Source organism: Shewanella cutis, from assembly GCF_022410515.1.
Lineage (GTDB): Bacteria > Pseudomonadota > Gammaproteobacteria > Enterobacterales > Shewanellaceae > Shewanella > Shewanella cutis.
Genome location: NZ_JACSDI010000005.1, coordinates 24,485 through 47,732 on the forward strand (window position 1 = coordinate 24,485; position 23,248 = coordinate 47,732).

The 23,248-nt window shown below is 46.7% G+C and carries 13 protein-coding genes; 7 read left to right on the top strand and 6 right to left on the bottom strand.

From position 1 onward, the window contains the following. Window positions 1-19: 19 nt before the first annotated feature. The gene (gene chrA, locus H9J30_RS09785) at window positions 20-1,171 is read left to right on the top strand and encodes a chromate efflux transporter (RefSeq protein WP_240130861.1); all 1,152 of its coding nucleotides are present in this window, start codon (window positions 20-22) and stop codon (window positions 1,169-1,171) included. Window positions 1,172-1,300: 129 nt separating this feature from the next. Beyond that, window positions 1,301-2,965 (top strand): methyl-accepting chemotaxis protein, encoded by a 1,665-nt coding sequence (locus H9J30_RS09790; protein WP_240130862.1) that lies wholly within the window; start codon window positions 1,301-1,303, stop codon window positions 2,963-2,965. Window positions 2,966-3,060: 95 nt separating this feature from the next. Here H9J30_RS09790 and fdhF read toward each other — a convergent pair whose 3' ends face one another. Then, a complete protein-coding gene (fdhF, locus tag H9J30_RS09795; protein WP_240130863.1) occupies window positions 3,061-7,347 on the bottom strand; it encodes a formate dehydrogenase subunit alpha in 4,287 nt (1,428 codons plus the stop codon). 525 nt (window positions 7,348-7,872) lie between these two features. On the opposite strand from fdhF, the gene prfB reads away from it, so the two are divergent. Next, a protein-coding gene (gene prfB / locus H9J30_RS09800; protein WP_164925631.1) for a peptide chain release factor 2 occupies window positions 7,873-8,971 on the top strand; the annotation gives its coding sequence in 2 pieces (ribosomal slippage) (window positions 7,873-7,947 and window positions 7,949-8,971; 1,098 coding nt in all). 29 nt (window positions 8,972-9,000) lie between these two features. Continuing rightward, on the top strand, window positions 9,001-10,503 hold the full coding sequence (gene lysS / locus H9J30_RS09805; RefSeq protein ID WP_240130864.1) for a lysine--tRNA ligase: 1,503 nt from the start codon (window positions 9,001-9,003) through the stop codon (window positions 10,501-10,503). A 105-nt stretch (window positions 10,504-10,608) separates the two neighbouring features. Here lysS and H9J30_RS09810 read toward each other — a convergent pair whose 3' ends face one another. Beyond that, window positions 10,609-11,109 carry a lactoylglutathione lyase family protein gene (locus H9J30_RS09810; protein WP_240130865.1) on the bottom strand — a complete coding sequence of 167 codons (501 nt, stop codon included), beginning with the start codon at window positions 11,107-11,109 and terminating at the stop codon, window positions 10,609-10,611. 169 nt (window positions 11,110-11,278) lie between these two features. On the opposite strand from H9J30_RS09810, the gene H9J30_RS09815 reads away from it, so the two are divergent. From H9J30_RS09815 to H9J30_RS09825, 3 genes are all read left to right on the top strand, one after another. Next, window positions 11,279-12,211, top strand: coding sequence for a LysR family transcriptional regulator (locus H9J30_RS09815; protein ID WP_240130866.1), 933 nt, complete (start codon window positions 11,279-11,281; stop codon window positions 12,209-12,211). A 293-nt stretch (window positions 12,212-12,504) separates the two neighbouring features. Further along, window positions 12,505-13,470 carry a D-alanyl-D-alanine endopeptidase gene (gene pbpG, locus H9J30_RS09820; RefSeq protein WP_240130867.1) on the top strand — a complete coding sequence of 322 codons (966 nt, stop codon included), beginning with the start codon at window positions 12,505-12,507 and terminating at the stop codon, window positions 13,468-13,470. A gap of 174 nt (window positions 13,471-13,644) precedes the next feature. Beyond that, complete coding sequence (locus tag H9J30_RS09825) at window positions 13,645-15,231, top strand: rhomboid family intramembrane serine protease (RefSeq protein ID WP_240130868.1); 1,587 nt, start codon at window positions 13,645-13,647, stop codon at window positions 15,229-15,231. 30 nt (window positions 15,232-15,261) lie between these two features. Here H9J30_RS09825 and H9J30_RS09830 read toward each other — a convergent pair whose 3' ends face one another. From H9J30_RS09830 to H9J30_RS09845, 4 genes are all read right to left on the bottom strand, one after another. Further along, complete coding sequence (locus H9J30_RS09830) at window positions 15,262-16,359, bottom strand: calcium:cation antiporter (protein WP_240130869.1); 1,098 nt, start codon at window positions 16,357-16,359, stop codon at window positions 15,262-15,264. Window positions 16,360-16,553: 194 nt separating this feature from the next. After that, the gene (locus H9J30_RS09835) at window positions 16,554-18,866 is read right to left on the bottom strand and encodes a toxin-antitoxin system YwqK family antitoxin (RefSeq protein WP_240130870.1); all 2,313 of its coding nucleotides are present in this window, start codon (window positions 18,864-18,866) and stop codon (window positions 16,554-16,556) included. 140 nt (window positions 18,867-19,006) lie between these two features. After that, entirely contained in the window at window positions 19,007-20,740 is a 1,734-nt protein-coding gene (locus tag H9J30_RS09840) for a toxin-antitoxin system YwqK family antitoxin (RefSeq protein WP_240130871.1), read from the bottom strand. A 9-nt stretch (window positions 20,741-20,749) separates the two neighbouring features. After that, on the bottom strand, window positions 20,750-23,020 hold the full coding sequence (locus H9J30_RS09845; protein ID WP_240130872.1) for a hypothetical protein: 2,271 nt from the start codon (window positions 23,018-23,020) through the stop codon (window positions 20,750-20,752). Between the last annotated feature and the right edge of the window lie 228 nt (window positions 23,021-23,248).

Genomic DNA, 23,248 nt, shown 5'->3' on the forward strand with positions numbered 1-23,248 from the left:
GCATAGAAGGACAAAGCATATGCTACAGATATTCCTACGTTTTTTGACTCTTGGCCTGATGAGCTTTGGTGGGCCAGCGGCGCATATCGGTTATTTTCGCCAGACCTTTGTCAACGAACTCGGCTGGCTTGATGATAAACACTACGCCAGTTTTGTAGCCTTAAGCCAATTTATGCCGGGGCCAGGATCGAGTCAGGTGGGGTTTGCCATTGGTTATCATCGTGGTGGGCTTTTAGGGGCGATAGCCGCCTTTGCTGGATTTACCTTACCTTCCTTTATATTGATGTATTTACTCGCTGTGACCACTGCCGCTTGGCTAGGCAATGAATATATGCAAGGCATTGTGCATGGCTTAAAACTGCTGGCTGTAGTCGTGGTGGCGGATGCGGTAATCGCGATGTTTAAGCAATTTTGCCAACGTCAACCCAGCCGCTTACTGATGCTAGGCAGCGCTGCCGCTATACTTATTTTGCCCTTCTTATGGACACAAATTGCGCTATTAATCCTTGCTGCTATTTTGGGGGGATTATTCCTGAGTGCGACCGAGAGTGAGCCTAATCAGCCTGAACCCATTAGATTAAATTACTTAAGCTTAGGGTTATTTGTCGTCTTATTTGTTGCGAGCTTTTTTAGCTTACATCTTGGGGTTGAAGCCGGACTCTTTGGCGAGTTTTTCCGCGTTGGGAGCCTCGTTTTTGGTGGCGGCCATGTGGTGCTGCCACTGCTTGAAACCGCTGTGGGTGATACGATGAGCGGCGATCGATTTCTTACTGGATACGCTTTTGCTCAAGCCGTACCTGGGCCTATGTTCACCTTTGCCACCTTTCTTGGGGCCGAGATGATGCTCGACAATCCCTTTATCGGTGCAGCGATTGCCACAGTAGCGATATTTTTACCCGGATTTTTGCTGATGTTGGTTGGATTAAGAAGCTGGCATGCGATTGCTGCAAGACCCAAGATGGCGGGGATGCTTGCAGGGGTAAATGCCTGTGTGGTGGGATTGCTGGCGGGTGCGCTGTACCAACCTGTATTTACCCAAGGGGTGTTATCTGCGGTGGATATGGCTGTTGTCTTGCTTGGTTTTGGTGCATTAAAACTTTTTAAACCGCAGATGTTATTACTGGTCTTAGGTTTTAGCGTATGCGGTATCGGATTAATATTCATGGCGTAAAATCAATTAAAGGTACTTTTTACGAGCTAAAGAAAATTTTGTTAACCGATACGTTAAGCTAATGCACCTTTTTGGCTATACTTCGACCATATAAAAAATATAAGCTAAATCACTCTGGAGTAAGCAAGCATGTCGAATTTAAGCCTGCGTAATAAATTACTGCTGTTATCTTTGTTTCCCCTCATATTTACCTTATTAGTACTCATTACGCTCTCCTACTATGTTGAACAGGAGTCCCTCGCTGAAGAAGTGGTGACCTTTAGAACAAAATTAGTCGGTGAACGTAAACAACAAATTAAAGAAGCGACTGAAATTGCGGCTGGCATTGTGCAATACCAACTGTCCTTAAAGGATAAAGGTAATGTAAATCAAGCGCTGCGAGATATTCGCTTCGGCAGTGCTGGTTACTTTTTTATGTATGATTCCCAAGGCAAAAATATTTTCCATGCCTTAATGCCCAATTTAGAAGGGCAAAACAAAATCGATATGACCGACCCGCGTGGAACCAAGATCATTGTTGGTCTATTGGATGCGGCAAAACGGGGCGATGGTAATTTTTCTTATTATTACCAAAAACCTAATACTAACGAGCAAATTGAGAAAATAAGCTTCGTGATGATGGTCCCCGGTACGGACTGGATGCTGGGCACTGGTGCTTACATTGACGATATTGAGGCTGTAGTGGAGGATTATCGTCAAACCGTGACTGAGCAAATGGCTGAGAAATCTCTCATGATCCTCTTAATTGCCTTGGTCTTAACCGGCGGCACGGCCTTTGTCATCATGGTTGCCGCCCATCGAATGGTCGTGCCTATCAAAAATATGGCTGATAATCTTAATGATATCGCTAAAGGTGAAGGGGATTTAACTAAACGCTTAAGTGTTAAAGGCGAAGATGAGATTGCGCAACTAGGTCGAGCCTTTAACTTATTTGTCGATAAGCTACAACACATTATCGGCGATGTGGCGAGTGCGACAGCCAAAGTGAAAACAGCCGCTAATGCAATCCACGATCAAACCAAGGTGATGTCAAGCCAACTGCTTAGTCATAACAATGAGACAGATCAAGTCGTTACCGCGATTACTGAGATGTCTTCAACCGCGAGTGAAGTGGCACAAAATACCACTCAAGTGGCTGAGGCGACTCAAGCGGCAACAGGTGATGTGGCTAATGCTCAGCGCTGCGTCGATGCTTCACTAGAAGAAATTGCCGCTTTGATGGAACAAATCAACCATGCGGCGGGCAGTATCAAGTCCTTAAGCGAGCAATCACAAAAGATTAATAGTGTACTTTCGGTGATAGGGGGGATTGCTGAACAGACAAACCTATTAGCCTTAAACGCGGCGATTGAAGCGGCCCGAGCGGGAGAGCAGGGGCGAGGTTTTGCAGTGGTTGCCGATGAGGTACGCAATTTAGCCAGCCGCACCCAAGCAAGTACTCTAGAGATCAACGAGATGTTATCGGCACTGCATAAATTGGTATCGCAGGCGGTGAAAACCATGGATGAGAGCCAACAAAGCTGTGTGCGTTCGGTTGAATCTTCCCGAGCGATTTCTGAAAGTCTAGGTTCTGTCACTTCGGCGGTAACGGCGATTAATGATATGAGTACCCAAATTGCTACCGCGGCGACTGAGCAAAGCTCTGTGACTGAAGAAATTAACCGCAACGTGTACGCCATACAAGAAATCGTCAATGAGCTGCTGCATTCCAGTGAAGATGCGGCCAGGGTGAGTCAGACTATGTCGCAGGAAGGCATTAACCTTGGCAAGTTGGTTGGGCAGTTTAAAGTTTAATACTGATTTATTATTGGGTTATAAAATAAAACGGGAGATAACATCTCCCGTTTTTTTATATCAGTCTATTGGGTGCTCACCCACAAGATGTCAGCTTAGGCGGGCTCACACAGTTGCTTTGTCACCTTTTCAACTCTTACCGCACACACTTTATACTCGGGGATATAAGCCACGGGATCTAAGGCATTGATGGTGAGTTTGTTCGCTGCGGCTTCGACAAAATGGAACGGCAAGAACAGTACACCGGCTTGCGCGCGTTTAGTCACAAAGGCATCTATCTCAATCTCGCCGCGGCGGGTGATAAGGCTAATTCTGTCGCCATTATTAATCCCGAGTTGTTCGGCATCGTAGACAGAAATCATCACTTTAGGTGCACCAAGTAAGTCCAGCCCGAGCGTTTTGCGCGTTAAGGTGCCCGTATGGAATTGCTCCAATAAACGCCCCGTCGAGAGCGTAAGTGGATACTCGCTACAGGGCATTTCAGCAGGCAGGCGATAACTGACGGGCGTAAATAAGCCTAAACCGCGGGTGAATTGGCTTTGGTGCATAATCGGCGTTCCGGGATGGGTTTCATCTGGACAGGGCCATTGAATACCTTGAGGGATTTGACCATCCGCACCAGCGGTTAATCTCTCCCAAAGAATGCCGCGATACTGTGGCGTTAATGCATTAATTTCAGCCCAAATTGCTGCTTCATCTTTGTAATCCCAGTTTGCGCCCATGGCATTAGCCAGCGCTTGTACGATTTGCCAATCGGGTAAGGCTTCCCCCGGTGAGGCAAGCGCTTGCTCGAGTCGCTGCACGCGACGTTCGGTGTTGGTAAAGTGGCCGCGTTTTTCCACAAATGCGGCGGCGGGTAAAACGACATGGGCAAGCTCGGCCGTCTCGGTTAAAAAGATATCCTGTACAACTAAAAACTCAATCTGGCTAAAGGCATTAAGCACATGGGCTTGGTCTGGGTCGCTCAGCACTGGGTTTTCACCCATCACATATAAGGCTTTGATTTTGCCCTTGGTAATGTCGTGCATCATATGGGTTGCTGTGACGCCAATTTCCCCCGATAACGGCGTTTGCCAGTGGTTTTCGAAGCGCATTCTGGCATGAATATCCGTGACCTTTTGATAGCCTGTGAAGTAGTTGGGTAATGCACCCATATCGCAGGCACCTTGCACATTACTCTGGCCGCGCAGCGGATTGATACCCGCCCCTGTTACTCCGATATTGCCGCAGAGTAGTTGCAGGTTAGAAATGGCGGTGACGTTATCGTGGCCTGTCGTATGCTGAGTAATACCCATGGCGTAGTACACCGCCGTTTTTTGCGCTGTGCCTATGGTACGCGCGATGCGGGCGATATCCTCAGCCTTAACACCTGTGATAAGTGCCGCGTTTTCAAGGGAGTAATCCTCCTTGGTAAGCTCGGCATACAGTGCCTCAATGCCTTCGGTACGCTCGGCGATATAGTCTTTATCCTGCCAATTATTGCGAATAATCTCCGCCATGATGGCGTTTAATAGCATCACATCCGTGCCCGGTCTGTGGGCAACATAGAGTTCGGCCTTTTCTGCTATGCCTACGCGTTTCGGGTCGGCCACGATTAATCGTGCGCCGTGCTGCATTACCGCCTGCTGGATTTTTGAGGCAATAATCGGGTGGGCGCAGGTGGTATCGGAACCCAGAATAAAAATGACGTCGGAGTCCTTAATACTAGGAATATCATTGGTCATCGCGCCACTACCAATACTCTGCTGTAAGCCCGTTACCGTCGAGGAGTGGCATAGGCGGGCGCAGTGATCGATATTATTGGTACCAAGAACGCTACGAACAAACTTTTGCAGTACAAAGTTATCTTCGTTGGTGGCTTTGGCCGAGGCGAGACTTGCTAAGGCATTGCTGCCATCTTTTTGTTTTATCTCACTTAAGCGTTTTGCTACATAGTCGATAGCATCAGACCAACTACAAGGTTGCAGCTTGCCGTTTTTACGAATTAGTGGGGTGGTGAGGCGTTTGTCGCTATGAATAAAATCGAAGCCAAAACGTCCTTTAACACATAACATGCCTTGGTTAACGACCGAGTCTTTGTTGCCTTCGATATGGCGAATGCGATTGGTGCTGGGGTCGATTTTAAGATCCAGACGACAGCCTACACCGCAGTAAGTACAAATCGTCGAGGCGGTTTTAAGCGCTGTTTTATCGCCTTGGCGTTTGTCCCGCGCATCGACCAGTGCGCCAGTGGGACACACTTGCACGCAGTTGCCACATTGTACACAGAGACTATCGGCCATACTTGCGCTAAAGCCAACTCTCGGCGCGCGGCGCACGTGGCTTTGACTGATGCCCTGTGGCAGCGCCTGATAGGAATCTTCGGTAAATTGGATGGCGCAGTGACCACTCTGCTGCTGGCACACATCAACGCATTTGCCGCAGCTAATACAACGGTTAGCATCGAATTGAATAAAGGGTGAACTCTTATCTACGCTGAAATGCCTTGCATTTTCAGTGGCTAAGCTTTTGCTCTCAACACCGTAATCCGTAGCGTAATCCCTGAGTTTACAGTCGGTATTGGCTTGGCAAGCGCACTCAAGGCAACGCGCAGCTTCTTGCATCGCCGCATCTGCGGGAAAGCCCAATTCCACTTCACTGTAATTGAGCAGCCGTTGCAGCGCCGTGAGTTCGGGCATTTTTAAGCGGGGCTGACGTTTTGTATGGGGATAGAGGGTTGAACTTGCTTCTGCTGATTTGACCTCAGCCTGTTTAAGGGGGCCCGGAATGGTTTTTACCGAGTTAAATTCATGGGCATGTAAATCGCAGCTAAGGCCAATTTGAAGCATTTTATCAATGGCTTTTGCTGCTTTTCGGCCATCACCAATGGCGGCAACGGCAGTGGCTGGGCCGCGGCGGGCATCGCCCATCACAAACAGCTTTTCCACGCCCGATGACATGGTTTGCTCACAACCCATTAGCGTGTTCCAACGGCTCAGCGCCAGTTCGCCATGGCTGAGTTGCCCCATAGGATCCTGCATAAAGCTCAGGTCTGGCGCTTGAGATACGGCGGCAATGACAGTGTCAAAGGTTTCGGTAAAGGTTTCCCCTGTGTCTACTGGCGCGCGTCTGCCCGAGGCATCGGCTTCGCCGAGCGTCATTTTGCTAAAGGTGACCGACTGTACTCGTCCGTTTTCATCACTATGATTTTCAATGGGATTGGTTAAGAAGTGAAACTTCACTCCTTCAACTTCGGCCTCGTGCACTTCGTAGGCTTCAGCGGGCATTTCGGCGCGGGTACGGCGGTAGATTAAGGTGACATCGCAGCCTTCGCGCACCGCTGTGCGAGCACAATCTATGGCGGTGTTGCCGCCGCCAATTACTGCCACTTTTTTTCCAAGCTTCAATTGCTTATCGAGACAATGGTCCTTAAGAAAATCCACCCCAAGGTAACAGCCTGCTAGCTCGGAGCCTTTATAGTGCATCGGCACCGCTTTTTGGGCGCCGATGGCAAGGCACACGGCATCAAAATCAGTGACCAACTGGTTTAAATGGATCTCATGACCTAGGCGCATTTGGGTATGAATGGTTAACCCATTACGACACAGCAACTCAATTTCTTTATCGAGAATATCCTTGGGTAAACGGTATTCGGGAATACCATAGCGCAGCCAGCCGCCAGCCTTGGGCATGGCTTCAAAAATCTCAACATTATGCCCTTGGTTTGACAGGTAATAACCGGCGCTTAAGCCCGCAGGACCCGCGCCAATAATGGCAATCTTTTTACCGGTGTCTGCGAGGCGTGGTGGTTGATAACTGCCGCCTTGTTCATCGTCGGCCAAGTCTAAATCGGCGGCGTGGCGCTTAAGTTGGCGAATGGCAATCGGGTCGTCGACGAGACCGCGGCGGCATTCGGTTTCGCAAAACGCGGGGCAGACTCGGCCAATCGACAACGGTAGCGGAAGGGTGTCTTTTATGACTCTAATCGCTTGGGTATGGTCGCCCTGGGCAATGTGGTAGAGGTAACTTTGCACATCGACGCCCGCAGGGCAGGCCTGTTGGCAGGGCGCTTCACAATCGGCAAAGTGATCGCTCAAAATAGCGCTTAATGCTGCTTGGCGTTGTTTGGTTAAAAACGCCGATTGGGTGATGACTTTCATGCCGGTTTGGACTGGTGTTTCGCAGGCTTTTACGCAGCGCAGACTCGCATCGCTATTTTCAATTTGTACTACACATAAATCACAGGCCTGTTTATCAGGCTGGGGATTGGTGCCCAATTGAGAGGATGCGTCAGTGGGATCGCACAGGCTGGGAATAGCAATGCCAGCCTTACGAGCGGCGTGTAATAGGTTATCGCTCGGCTCGGCCGAGACTATCTTATTGTCGATTCGAAGTTCTATCATCCCAAGGCCTTTTATATTTGTAGGGTGCTTGCTGCATAGCGTAAAGCGGCAGGCTTAAGGTGGATTTGAGTATAACTAGAGCGCTTTAGAAGACGCTTATGGGCGAGGGAAGTTTGATGCTAATTTGCCGCGCTTATCACAAACTCATCGTAGATTGTGCGCTGTTAAAGCTTTGCGGGAGGAATATTGTGATTATCTTGGCATTTTAAGTGGGTTGTATTCGTATCTTGTTTAATCAATAAGTATTTTTAGTGGTTACTACTATTTTGACTTTACTATTCTCAGCGGAGCTGGGCATCAAGCTGGCAATTTTATGTAAGATCACAGTCTTAACTGGGCTTTGTCTGTTAATCTCACACCGCTAGCTGTGCTTTTTATGCTTAGAAAATCGCAGCGAAAGGCCAACACGCCCTAGGTTTACCAGCGTTGTTAGGTTAAAATGCGCGGTTGCAATTACCGTTAAGCGCCGCCTCCTTTGATGGAAACTCCATTGAAACGGCAAAAATAAAGCGAAGTTAAAAATCCATGTTTGAAGTTAATCCAGTAAAATTCAAAATTAAGGAGCTTGCCGAGCGTACGCAGCTTCTTAGGGGGTATCTTTGACTACGATGCTAAGCATGAGCGTCTAGAAGAAGTCAGCCGTGAACTTGAAAGTTCTGAGGTGTGGAACGAGCCTGAACGTGCTCAAGCCCTAGGTAAAGAGCGCGCTAGCCTCGAAGCCGTTGTCAAAACTATCGATGATATGGACTCAGGTCTTGAAGACGTTGAAGGTCTACTTGAGCTTGCCATCGAAGAAGAAGACGAAGACACCTTCAATGAAACCACCAAAGAGCTGGATTATTTAGAGAGCCGTTTGGCTGAACTCGAATTCCGCCGTATGTTCTCTGGTCCACAGGACGCCTCAAACTGTTACTTAGACATTCAGTCGGGCAGTGGTGGTACTGAGGCGCAAGATTGGGCCAACATGGTACTGCGTATGTATCTGCGTTGGGGCGAAGCCCACGGATTCAGCCCTGAGCTGATGGAAGTGACCGACGGTGACGTGGCCGGTATTAAGGGCGCGACCATTAAGTTTACCGGTGAGTATGCCTTTGGTTGGTTACGTACCGAAACTGGCGTGCACCGTTTAGTGCGTAAATCGCCATTTGACTCATCGGGTCGTCGCCACACGTCTTTCTGCTCGGTATTCGTTTACCCTGAGATTGATGACGATATCACCATCGATATCAACCCTGCTGACTTACGTATCGACGTATACCGCGCCTCGGGTGCGGGTGGTCAGCACGTTAACCGAACCGAATCTGCGGTACGTATTACCCACTTACCGACCAACACGGTAGTGCAGTGCCAGAACGACCGTTCACAGCACAAGAACAAAGATTCGGCGATGAAACAGTTAAAAGCCAAACTGTTCGAATTAGAAATGCATAAGCAAAATGCCGAAAAGCAAGCCGCTGAAGATGCCAAATCCGACATCGGTTGGGGCAGCCAAATTCGTTCTTATGTATTGGATGATTCCCGTATTAAAGACTTACGCACTAGCGTGGAGACGCGCAATACCCAAGCGGTACTCGATGGCGATCTGGACAAGTTTATCGAAGCCAGTTTGAAATCAGGGCTGTAATTAATTCAAAGGTATAGACGAGAAATAACATGACTGAACAAGTACAAGATGAAAACAAACTGATTGCCGAGCGTCGTGCCAAGCTAGACAGCATTCGCCCGAACTGCAGCGCTAATGCTCACCCTAATACCTTCCGTCGCACCCATAAAGCGGCTGAGTTGCAGGAAAAATACGGTCAAAACACGAAGGAAGAACTCGAAGCCTTAGGTTTTAGAACCAGCATCGCTGGCCGTATCATGGCAAAACGTGGCCCATTCCTGGTGATCCAAGACGTGTCTGGTCGTATCCAAGCTTACGCTGAAAAGGGCGTTCAAGCGGATCTAAAGGATCGTTACCAAGGTCTGGATATCGGTGACATCATCGGCGTAACTGGTCAGTTGCACTTGTCTGGTAAAGGCGATCTGTACGTCAACATGGAAGAGTATCAACTGCTGACTAAAGCACTGCGCCCTCTGCCAGAAAAATTCCACGGCTTAACTGACCAAGAAACCCGTTACCGCCAACGTTATGTTGACTTAATCGTTAACGAAGAATCTCGTCAAGCCTTCGTAATGCGTTCAAAAGTGGTTGCTGCTATCCGTAACTTTATGATCAAAAAAGAGTTCATGGAAGTTGAAACCCCAATGATGCACGTGATCCCAGGCGGCGCTTCAGCGCGTCCATTTATCACTCACCACAATGCGCTGGACATGCCAATGTACCTGCGTATCGCGCCAGAGTTATACCTCAAGCGTTTAGTGGTAGGTGGTTTTGAGCGTGTGTTCGAAATCAACCGTAACTTCCGTAACGAAGGTCTGTCGCCACGCCATAACCCAGAATTCACTATGATGGAATTCTATATGGCCTATGCTGACTACAAAGATCTGATGGACTTAACCGAAGAACTGTTAAGCTCTATCGCGATTGAACTGTTAGGCAGTGCGCAAATGCCATACGGCGAGCACACCGTTGATTTCGGTGGCCCATACGCTCGTTTAAGCATGTTAGAAGCGATTCAGAAGTACAATCCTGACAACGCGACTATCCAAGCCATGACTTACGAGCAAGTGAAAGATCTTGAATTCATGCGTGAACTGGCTATCAGCCTAGGCATCAAGATCGAGAAGTTCTGGACCTGTGGTCAACTATTAGAAGAAATCTTCGGTGAAACTGCTGAATGGCAGTTAATGCAACCGACCTTCATCACTGGCTACCCAGCGGACATTTCGCCACTGGCACGTCGTAACGATGACAATCACTTCATCACCGACCGCTTTGAATTCTTCATCGGTGGCCGTGAAGTGGCTAACGGCTTTAGCGAATTAAACGATGCGCAGGACCAAGACAGCCGCTTTAAAGCGCAGGTTGACGCCAAAGACGCAGGTGACGACGAAGCCATGTTCTACGATGCAGACTACATCACTGCACTGGAACACGGTTTACCACCAACAGCGGGTCAAGGTATCGGTATCGACCGTTTAGTGATGCTATTCACTAACACTCACACTATCCGTGACGTGATCCTGTTCCCAGCAATGCGCCCACAAGCTTAATTGCTTATTGGGTTGCAGATAAAACCTGCGACCCAATGCATTGGATGAATATAAAAAAACCAGCCTTTTGGCTGGTTTTTTTATGGGCTATTAAGAGTGAATGACTTATTGATAAGCACCACTGGCATAATGTAGCTCGTAACTATGGCTATAGATTTCGAGAATGTTGCCAAAGGGATCTTCCATATAGATCATGCGGTACGGCTTTTCGCCTGGATAGTAATATCTTGGTTCCTTCATGCGTTTTTTCCCTCCAGCGGCGACAATTTTTTCAGCCAACTCTTCTAGGTTTGGATCTTGAATACAAAAATGGAATACACCGGTTTTCCAATATTCAAAGTTGTTCTCTGGGTTTACTTGATTAGCAAATTGGAATAGTTCGACGCCAATTCTGTCGCCTGTTGATAAATGGGCAATTTTAAAAGATCCCCAATTCGGGCCAAATACATCGGTACACATTTCACCAATCGCCGAATTATCCTCGATGATTTCTGTGGGCTGCATAATCAAATACCAGCCGAGTACCTCAGTATAAAACTTCACTGCGGCATCGAGGTCGGGCACAGAAATACCAATATGCGAAAAAGTACGTGGATACGGTTTCATATTAACTCCTTACTGAGAATGGAATAAGCGCCAATGAAGCTGAACCATCACCGCCTCATTTTGTATAGGGTTAGTTTATGGTGTTGTATTGAATATTAAAAATTATCATTTATTCTTATTTTGATAATTTATAGTTATTATTTGATGAGTGCTTGATTCGGAAATGCTTATGCTTAATCAACAATGGTTAGCCACGTTCGTCAGCTTAGTTGAGGTTGGACACTTTACTCATACTGCCAATAAGCTGTTTATGACACAGCCGGGAGTTAGCCAACATATTAAAAAGCTTGAAGAACAAGTTGGTGTGCACCTATTGCTTAGAAAGGGTAAGCGGTTTGAATTAACGGAGGCGGGAGCCATTCTCTATCAACATGCTAGACAATATCAGCTAGCTGAAACAGAGCTGCTAGCGCGCTTGCAAACGGATAATGCCTATGTTGGCGAGTGTCGTTTTGGCTGTTCTGGGGCGATTGCGAGTTTGCTCTATCCCCATTTTCTTGAGCGTCAAATCCAGTACCCTGAGCTTTGCGTGAAGATAGAGGCGGCGCCCAATCAGCGAATCGTATCTGGCATTTTAACTAACCAGCTCGATATGGGCATAGTGACAAAACGAGGAGAGGAGGCCGATCTCACGTATCAAACCTTAGGTTACGCTGAGTTATCTTTGGTGCTCCCAAGCCAATATCTGGTTGATAAGATTGGCATTGAACTCCTTGAACAAATTGGCTTTATAGATCATCCAGATGGTGACTATTACCTCCAGCAAGTATTGCAGGCCAATTTTGGTGGGAGAGCGCCAATGGTGAATTCTCGCCCTGGATCGCCAAGCAAAGCGCATACCATGGCTTTTACCCATCATATCCGCCGCACGGGTTATGTTAACCAACTGAGTCAAATTCTGCTGCCCGTAGCTAAAGGGCTAGGTTTTACAGTACTTCCCTTAAGTACGGTCAACGCCTTTATTCCAAGGGAGAGTCTATGGGCCGTTGATCTTGAACAAAAAGTGCAGGAGTCGCTGTATTTAGTGCATAATAGCACTCGACCTTTGCCATCACGCTTTGATGCTTTTATCGAGATGGCGGCTCGCTTAATTGCTAATTAATAAGAAGGCAATAACCATTGATTAATGATGCTTTTTTAGTTTTTTACTCTATTTTTATCTTTATTAAAGGTTTGTTTGTTTGTTTATTTGATGTTTTTTGATTGTTGGTACTTTTTTTCTCAAGTGTTTTGGAACCAAAAACAAAGATGTTTTTATAATTTTTGCTTAAAAAGTGCTGATATTGCTGATAAAAGTGGCGTTCTGTTCTATTCCTTTCACCATATACCTCTTATACTTAGCCACAATCCTGTGCCGTAGCACATTCGACTTATTAACGACTCAGTGACATCTACATGAAGATCTCTTATCTGCTTGGTAGTTTTATTTTGGTATGCAGCAGTTTAACTGTTGCCGCGACAGCGCATTCAGCCGATTCGGCCTCTGTCACTACAAAAAGCACCACCACTAAAGCAACAACTCCTAAAAAAGCTAATACGAAGCAAGAAGTTGCGGCCAATAGTGCACTGGTGGTTGATCTTAAAACCAATGAAATTCTCTATTCCAGTAATCCTGATGCGGTGAGGCCAATTGCCTCAGTGACTAAGCTGATGACAGCCATGGTGACCTTAGACGCTAAGTTGCCGATGGATGAAAAGCTCACCATCAATATCAAGGATACTAAGGAAATGCGCGGTGTATATTCTCGGGTGCGCATAGGTAGTGAAATTAGCCGTAAAGAGATGTTATTGCTGACATTAATGTCATCTGAAAACCGTGCAGCCGCAAGTCTTGCCCACCATTATCCCGGTGGGCATAAAGCTTTTATCAAGGCGATGAATGCTAAAGCCAAAGCCTTAGGGATGAAAAATAGCCGCTTTGTTGAGCCTACAGGGCTATCGGCGAAAAACGTATCCAGTGCGCGCGATTTAGTGGTGTTACTCAAGGCCAGCCAAGGTTATCCCATGTTAGGCCAGTTAAGCTCAACCGAAAAGAAAACCGTTACCTTTGGTAAGCCAAAGTACAGTCTTGATTTTAGAAATACTAACAGATTGGTTTATAAAGATAATTGGGATATTCACCTCACCAAAACCGGCTTTACCAATGCAGCTGGCCATTGCCTTGTGATGCGTACTGAAATGGCCAAGCGTAAAGTGGCTTTTGTGGTGCTTGATGCCAAGGGTAAATATACCCACATGGCCGATGCCAACCGTTTACGCAACTGGCTAGAAACGGGTAAAGTCACGCCGATCCCAGCAGATGCTAAGCAATATAAAAAGCAGCGCAGTCAGCAGCAATTGGCTAAGGTCAGCGAGACCTAAGATTTCCCTTTAAAATCATTAAATAAATAGGCCAGAAGCGATTCTGGCTTTTTTATTGTCAATGCGGCATCCACTTAGTAAAGGACGATTAGCGACATCTAACACAACCATCAATTGACCCATATAAGGGTGCTTTGTGAGTTGATTGGCCGTATCATTGGATGGTTTTCTACCATGGATGATATGCGTGTGGCGTTAGTATTTAAAAAACTCCAACTGATTTATGTGCCTTTTCTATTACTTAGTCTGTTATTTGTCTCAGGTTACAGCTTGCTGCACTGGTTGTTGCTGATCAAGCTGCAACTGGTGAGTATTGATGAATCCCTTGTTAACTTTTGGCTGCCGATGCTATTGCCATGGCCCTTGTTGTTTTTCTATTTAAGACCAAGGCTTAAGTTATGCCACTTTACTAAAAGTAATAGCCGCTTTATTTATCTATTGATTGCTTCGCTGTTACTGGCGGTGCCAACTATAGTGGCGCAGGAGTACCTAAATAGCGCAACCGGTAAGTTGACACAGCTTGATTCTATTAACGAGTTATCGCTACAGCCGCAGACCAAGTATTACCAATTAAAACAGTTTTATATCGATAAAAAGCACATAGGCGTACAACGTAATATTGAGCCGGTGGGAAAGGGTAATAGTGAGCTACAAATGAGCCTGTATGTTGCCATGCCGATTTTTTCCCGTCGCAGTGAGAGTTGGCGGGAGGGGGCAAAGGCTATAGCTTGGTATGGTAAGCACTATCAGCAGACGATTAGCAATAGACTCGAAAAACATGAAAAAGAATCACTATATCAGGAGTTTATCTATCAAAGTCAGCAAGAGTTTAATGGGTTTAATCCCGATGATTTTGTCTATCTTGACCGTATAGGCCCTTCTAGTCGTTACACTCAACTATTAACGGCTGCTCAAAAAAGCACTGTGTACCATGACGCCTATCAAACGATCTTAATGCCAGTGAATCAGCCTTTTGAAGCACGTAATGGGCATAAACTGGCTTGGATGCTGGGATGGTTAAGCTTTGGCGCCATTCTGTGGTTGGTGATGAGTCTAATGTTAACATTGGATGGCACTCAACTAGCGCCAAAAGCCCTCGCTGCGAAGTTAACAACGGCCGAACCCAAGGCTGTGCTTTATGCTTTTTTAGCTGAATTTAAACCTAGATCAGGCTTTGTGATCACGCCCATTTTGCTCTTGAGCAACGTCCTGATATTTATGTTGATGGTGTTTGCGAGCCATCACTTTATTACCTTACCTAACAGCGTGTTACTCGACTGGGGAGCTAACCTGCGTCAACTGGTGCTTGACCAGCAAGTCTGGCGTTTAATCAGTAATGTGTTTTTACATGGCGGTTTAATGCATCTGATGTTTAACCTCTATGGGCTATTTTTTGCGGGCATATTTTTAGAACCGTTACTCGGCAAATGGCGCTTACTTGGGGTTTATCTGATGAGTGCTCTAGCGGCGAGTATTGCCAGTATTAGTTGGTACGAGGCGACCATCAGCATAGGTGCCTCCGGTGCCATTATGGGATTATTTGGCGTGTTGAGCATGTGGATTTGGATGGGGTTCCTGCCCTTAGCCAGCCATATGCTGCTGGCATTACATCTCACACTGTTTGTATCCGCAAGCTTAGTGATGGGGCTATTGGGCGGCGTGGATAATGCGGCACATCTAGGTGGTTTAGTGAGTGGTTTGTTATTGGGATGCGTTTTACGGCCAATAGCGCTGAATCAAATGCATAAAAAGCCGAGGTAAAACCTCGGCTCAGTTGTGTACTCATTGTGTTTATGCGTGCTCAAACATCAAAAATAGATACACGATAAACAGCACTAAATGGGTCGCACCATGTAATGCATTGGTGCGGCCGCTACTAAAGCTTACTTTGCAGACCATTAAAGTGGTGGCCAGCAGTACCATATCCGCCGCCGATAAGCCTAAATGCACCTCTTGATTTATGACACTACCCACAATCAACACGGCTGGTACTGTGAGCGCAATCGTTGCCAGCACTGAGCCAAAATACAGATTCATCGCCCGCTGAAGTTGATTGTTAAGTGCAGCCTTAAAACCACCGACAGCCTCGGGGGATAAGATCAAACAGGCGACAACAAAACCGCCAAGTGCTGGCGGCGCACCGAGGGACGCAACACTGTAATTAATGGGCATGGCTAAGGTTTTTGCCAGCAAAATGACCACCAATAAGTAACCAATCAACAGTAAGGTATGGTAGATATTGCTGCGCAATATGCCGTGGTGCTCTTCGTGATCTTCATTATCGGCATCAACAAAGAAGTGACTGTGGCTCTTGGTTTGGACCACTAAAAAGATGCCATAGAGCAAAATCGAAATAATGATCAGCATCCAAGACATTGGCTTTGACATACCACCGACAGTGCCACCCTCGGTAAAATTAGGTAGCACTAAACAGAGTAGGGCAAGGGGAATGATCGCCACTAAATAGGATTTAACCCCATCTAAGTTGAAGTGTTGGGTATGATAGCGCCAACCGCCCAGCAGTAGGGTAAATCCCACTAACCCGTTGGTAATAATCATGACTACGGCAAACATAGTATCCCGAGCCATGACGGGGTTGGGTTCGCCAGTTAACATTACCGAGGAAATCATCACCACTTCGAGTGAAATCACCGACAGGGTTAAAATTAAGGTGCCATAGGGGTCACCCAGTTTTATCGCAAGGGCGTCAGAGTGTCGCACCACGGAAAAAATAGCCCAAGTCACTACGCCTAAGAGGGCGAGAGAGACGGGAATGTAAGTTGATAGTGCGGTGTCATCGGCCAGTAAACTATCACCGCCCGTCTTAAAGAATACTAAGGTGAGTATTCCGAGTAATAGGGCAAATTCGTCTTTGATAAATGTCTTCATAGGCAGTTGATCCAAAGCGGAAAAAGGCCATTAGTATAGACATTGGTTATGACACACTTTGCATGAATTTTCCTTTAGATTTTGGGTTGAGAATAAATGTTTGAGCTTGATCACTTTTTATTCAAAACCCATTCCTCTGGCTAATCCATGGATTGAGCGGTCTTTACGAGCAATTTCAGCTTAACGCAATTGCTTTATCCATGGTGCTCGGTATTAATTAACTTGCCGAGTTGGTCAAAGTGGTTCCAATCTCCTGCTTGGCGGTCGGCAAGATAGCTGCCTTCACTGCGTTTTTCGCCATTTGGCCAAAATTGTTGCCATAAACCTTCCCTGCGATCCTTGAGATAAGTGCCTTGCTCGGCGAGTTTGCCATTGGCGTGATAATAGCTGGCATCGCCTTCCTTCTGGCCTTTTAACCAAGTTTCGCTCAGTTTGGGTTTACCATTTTGGTGGTATTCCTTGAGTTCGCCATCAAGTAGCCCTTTGCTGTATTGGGCTTCACGTTTTAGTTGGCTATTGCTGTAATACTCTTTGCTAGTGCCATGCTGTTGATTATCCAAAAACTCGCTACTGCTGGCTAAAATACCGTCCTCATACCAGCTTTCCCACAATCCGGTTTGTTGTCCCTTATCCAGAGTGCCGCTGAGTTTAAGCTGGCCATTATTGGGATAATATTCGGCATAGGTGCCAGTTTTTTCATTATTATCATAGGTTTCTAAGCGGTAAACCACTTGCTTAAAGCTGTAGTACTCGCTAGTGCCATGGCGTTTATTATCTTTCCAGTAGGTTTTTTGACTGACATTGCCTTCAGGGATTGCACCATAGGTTGGATCTTTGGCTTCATAGCGGTAATCAATCCAGAGACCCGTTTTTTGATTATCCTCGTATTGACCAGTGACGCGGCGGCGACCTTGGTAATATTCGACGTAATCGCCATTGAGTTTACCCTGTTCAAAGGTTTGCTCTTTTTGCTTAAGGCCTGAAGCATATTGGACCCAAATCCCTTGCTTTAAGCCTTCTTTGTAATCGCCTTCTTCATTAAGATCGCCATTGTAGTACCAGCGGCTAAAGTGGCCGTCGAGGGGATAACTATTGCTGTTATCCGCCTTGCTGCGGGCGTAGTGGGCAAGTTCTCTGGGTTTACCATTGTCATAAAAGGACTCATATTTACCGACCCAAGCTCCTTCGAGGCGCTCGCCGCGCTCATTAACTGAGCCATCTTCGTAAAAGGATTCTGAGCGGCCAGTCAGTTTGCCATTCACATAGACATCTAAACTGCGGAGCTGGCCATTGGCGTGGTAGCGACGAAATTCACCGTCACGTTGGCCTTGTTTCCACACTTCTGCGGTTTGCAATTTGCCGGCGTGATAGCGCTCAAACAATCCATCCTTTAACCCCATGTTATAGCTGCTTTTTTCGATGATGTTGCCATCAGCGTCATAACGCTCTGAGGGGCCATGTAGGGGATACTGGCCATTATCGGCCTGTTGGGAATCATGGTAGGTTCGCAGTTCTTTAAGTTGGCCATTAGGGTGAAAGTACTTTTGCACACCCGCGAGCATATCCTGCTTATAGTACAAATCGCTGGTCAAAACGCCCTCAAGGCTAAAGTATTGCTGACGTCCATCTAACATATCATCGAGGTAAAGCTCTTCGACTTGGAGTTTGCCGAGTTCATTAAATTGCTGGCACTTACCGTGGCGCAGCCCCGCTTGATAGTGGCACAGGCTCGCCAGTTCACCACTGGGGTAAAAGGTGCGTTCTTCACCCTCGAGTTTATCAAGATTAAATTGGCTGGCACTGGCTTTTTTGCCGTCGTCGAAAAAGGTTTCCCATACCCCTTGGCGGCGGCCGTCGGTATCAAAACGGCCACTTACGACCACTTGGCCTTCGGGATTTTGTTCAAGATAGGGGCCGGTGAGTTGGTTATTGGCGTAGGTTTGGCTCTGGGATAGGGTGCCGTTTTCATAAAAGCTTTCCCATTTGCCGTGGCGCAGGTTATCAAGATAACTTTCTTGCGCCTGCAATTTTCCGCTAGGGAAGAAACGTTTTACTTGGGATTTTTGACCATTTTGATAGACAGTGCTTTGGGTAACATGGCCTGTGGCGCTAAATTCTTTCCATTCGCCAATGGGGACGCCTTTGGCAAATTGCTGCTCTTCGGTTATCGAGCCATCTAAATCGAACAGTCGCCATGTGCCATCTTGGTAGCCCTGCAGGTAGTTACCTTCAACGATTCTGCTGTTATTAGTATGAAATACTTGCCATTTCCCATTAGGTATTCCCTGAGAAAATTGCCCTAAGGTATAGCCTTGGTTATCGCGGACGATGGCAATATCACCATTTAGCGGCATGCCAGTAGCGAGATTGTAATAGCTGGGGATGCCATCCTGCTGACGGATTTCGACCATCATAGAGGAGAGGTTTTGGGCCGCCTGTGCATAGGCGCAAACTAGGCTGGTTCCCGCAATCGCGAGGCTGATAAAGCGAAATGGCGTATTATTCATGCTGATCCTTTGCTCTGGGTCTTAAGGCCGCGCCGTTTGCGGCCTATATAAGAGTCCTAATTTTTTTGCTGTTGAGTTTATCTCTTTGGCGCAGGACATAATGCAGTGCCCGGCGCCAATGTTTACGTTAATTGATTAAGCTAAAACGCTGAGAAAACAGGGTCAGGAGTCACTACTGGCGGCGGTGTTTCCTGATTTAAAAACTGCCCATGATCATAGCGATTAATCACCTCTATCCAGCCATGCTCCTCAAACTCGTATTGCTTACCATCAAGCCTGCCCTGCTCATCATAATTGGCGATTTGGAGCACATAGTCCTCAGATGAGCGCAGTTCCCAATGGCCGACTTGTTTACCTTGGTCAAAGCGACCATACCAATAGCGTCTTTCAGGGTTGGGTATTGGGCGGAAACCGTACTCACCATCGGTAAAGATCCAATCGCCATCCTGTTGGCCATTGCGGTATACGCCTTTTTCATACAATTGACCATTGTTGGCGTAACGTTGCACTAAGCCGTCGGGGGTGCCATGGTTGAAATTTATTAATTCAAGCAGTTGCCCTGAACTTGTCTGATTACGAAACTCGCCATGGAGTTCACCATTGTCATCATAGCTAAAGGTGAGGCTGGTATCCTCTTGCAGCTTCTTCCATTTGCCCGAGGGCTTGTCATTGGTGTATTGACCCTGCTCAGCCACCCAACGCTTACCGGTTTCATGGTCGAATTTCACCATTTCATAGGCGCCTTCACGCTTGCCTGCGTTAAAATGCTCGCGGGTGATAACGTCGGTACCACTACGGCTCTTGACGGATTCCACATACAAGCCAGTTAATTTTTTATCGAGTTCCTCGCGACGATTGACTAACTCGCCTTGCTCGTAATCTTCGCTAAGTGACCAGTTTTTGAGTAGGTCGTTTTCTGTGCTCTCAATCAGTTGCCCCTTGCTAAAGCGCTGCTGCTTACGATAAACCCAGCGATTACCTTGGTATTTGCTGTTGGTGGTTTTTTTAATTTGCCCTTGCTCATCGTATTCGATGGCTTGGAGGGCATCACCTTTATCGTTAGTCACTTCCTTTAATTGGATTTGGCCATTTTCATAGTAAGTCAGTTGCTCACCGACCTTATAATCTGCTTGATATTGGAAGTGGTGTTTGACTTTGCCATTGTCAAAATATGCAAAATAGTCACCGTGCCTTTTGTCTTTAACATACTCTTGGGTCGAGATGACTTGCCCATTCAGGCCCCAAGTGGTCTCAGTGCCTTGCAGTAGGCCATCAACACGATGTTCTTCACGGTTAAGTTTGCCAAGATTAAAATATTGGCTCACACAGGTCGGCTCATTGCAGATTTTGGCGGTGACTTCGCCTTCTGGGCCAAAATGTTCGCTGATGCCGACTTCTTTGCCTTTTTGAAAGTTCACTTTGTAGCGGATATTGCCGCCATTCCAATAACCCGTTTCGAGGCCTTGTTTCACACCATTTTCATAGTGCGATTCACTATATAATTGGCCGGTGGCAATGTATTTTTTAAGCAAGCCATGAAGTTGGCCTTGTTCGTTACGAAAGCCTTGTTCGTACGGCTTGCCATCCTCAAAATAACATTGATAAGCACCGCGGAATTGTTCGCTGGTGAGTGTTTTACCTATGTTGTTATCGGCGAGGGCACTGGCGCAAAAAAGTATATCTTTGTTTTTGTAATAAACCTCAGCCTTATAATGGCCATCGATCACTTCGGTCGATTGTTTTAGATAGTACTGAGCCTGTTTTTCATCTTTGACAACCTTCCAATGGGCATCGAGTAACACCTTTTGCGCATTGGCATGGGTGCTGGTAAGTACGAGTGCTCCTAGGAGCAGTTTTAAGGTAAATGGACGCATAACCGCTCCTCAAGGCAAAGGTTTAAAGGTGAATTCATAGGGGATATCGACGCTTTCTTTGGCTATCGTCATATAACTCACCTTGGCGGCGGGGCCAGCAACACTTAAATAGCGGCCATCAATTAGCACCTCGTTAATCCGCTGCTGAGTATTTTCGGGGAGTCGAATAGTTAACTGATTGCCTTGGGCATCTTCGACCTTAAAATAATTGTTAAGATTGCTACTCGGCTCATTACCATATCCGGTTTGCGTCAGCCAAGACTGTAAATCGATTAGCCAAGGGCGGTGAGTGGCGGGCAGCACCAGTGGTTGCCAATTGATATCACCTTGGCAACGGATCTTACCCTTTATCTGTTTATCGTAGAAAAACTGCCGCACATGATCCGGAGTCATCAAAATATAAGCACTGCCGTTTAGGCCATTGGGATCAAACTGCCAAGTGACTGGGTTTTTACCCTCATTAAAACCTTGTTCTATTTCAGGTTTACAGGAAGTCGCCAAAGCCGCTGACATGGGAATATACAGATTATGGCCATTGTCAGACACAGGTTTTATTCCTTGGATCGTATTGATCTCATTTTTAGCGGTATCTAGCGTCGGATTGGTGAAGCTACCTAGGCTAGTGCTGCCAAACTCGCTAGGAGGGTTTGCCAGATTTTTGTTGTACTCGGTAAATTGTACAAAGCGGATCGTCTTGGTTTGGCTTAACTCTGGCTGGGGTTGCTGCTCTATCAACATCACCGTTTTGGGGATTTCATCCAGCTTGAGTAGCAGGGCGTTAGTGGTCAGATGATGGCTCTCATCGGCACCTATTAATTGCTCTAGCAGTTCCTTTTCCGTCGCCGCAAGCCATGTAGGATAATTACCCTCGCGACGAGCTTCCGCCATCATGCCTTTAAACTGTTGGAAAGGAAGATTAATACTCTGATTGTCACTCTGCTTTGATATGACTTTAAACAGTTTTGCCTCGGCATCGAGCACTTGGATTGTTAGGCTGGCATCACCAAAGGTGTAGGGTTTTGCGACCAGTTCATCCCAGGACTTTTCGACGATCTTATTCGCCTGAGGGATAAGCGTTAGCTTGGCATTAATATGGTCTATCTGCTTGAGTTTATTCGCGGTGTTATCCCAACCTGTGGCAATAATATCGGTTGAAGACTCAATCGTGCGATTGTAATTCCTCGCCCAACCTTTGCCATGTTGCCAGAAGTGAATGTCAATCGGTTTACCGCTTGCATCATAGGCGCTTAAGTCTTCATAGCGCACATCGGCCTCTACATATTGCGGACTCATATTGTGGACAAAGCGCAATTGCAGATCTTCGGGGGTATCTGTACCCCAAGGGCCAACATTATCTAAAATACCTTGCTGCTCAGGTAATAAGGATTTAATAAATTCCTCGTCATTAGGGCGATATTGCTGCGGTACATCGCTAATGCGGTACAACTCTTTTTGCCGATCATCCCTATCGCGCTCAGCATCAAAGGTATCATCGGCATGCCAAAGCATGCTCATGATATAAGGTCGATCCTTAGGCGTCATCACGGTACGGTGGGTGAAGGTGCTGCCTTGGCGTTCTTCCCGTTGAAAAAACACCATGCTCTCTAACCAACCGGTTTTGCGGTTAACTTCGAACTTGCCATAGGCCTTATACTTGCCTTTTTCACCTTGTAAAACGGCGAGCAACTTATCTTCGCTGACCTGCTCAACCGTCCAAGTTAAGCGCGCATCCATTGGGGCGCTAGTGCTATAACCGACGCGAGGCTCAAGCATCACTGGCAAGGTTGGGGCTTGTTTAAACAAGTTATTAAGATTCACCCAGTGGTCAAATAATTCCTTGATATCTTTTTGATCCATCTTGGCAATGGGGGTTAATTGGCGAACTTCGCCATTACTAAACTCCACCTTAAAACCATCTTTAACCAACTGAGCGATTTCATTGGACTTGGCTTTTGGGTCGATATTACTCACTGGGATCGGTATGCCGAAATCGTTAATTTGCAGCAGGTTAGGTTGGATAAAAAAGCGGGCGTTATGGGTTAATGGCGTGGTTAAGCTGGCCGCCTTACCTTCTGCATCCGGTAATTGGTAATCCAGCAGCAATCTTGCCTGCAACACTTTGCGGGTTTCGAAACCATCATTGAGGTGCGAGGTGGAAATAATCTGATACTCGCGCTCAGTGGGTATGCCAGCCGACGTGGCAGAAACGCTATTATCGCAAGCGGTTAACAGCGTGAGCGTGGCAGTGATGCAAATTATCCTACATATCCCTATAGCCATCTGAACTCCATTGGCAATTTATGTTATTGAAATGTAAACTTATTCATTTGTAAATTGGCGACATTATACACAAAAAAGCCCCTAGGAAATAAAAAGCACACGCCAATATGGGAGCAAGATCAGTCATAAGTTTGGCTGATGAACTTCAGCCTAAGGTGAGAAAGCCGGTTGCTCAAATCAGGCTTCATCCTTTACTCTTGTGAGCACAGCTAGATAACTCACAAGCTA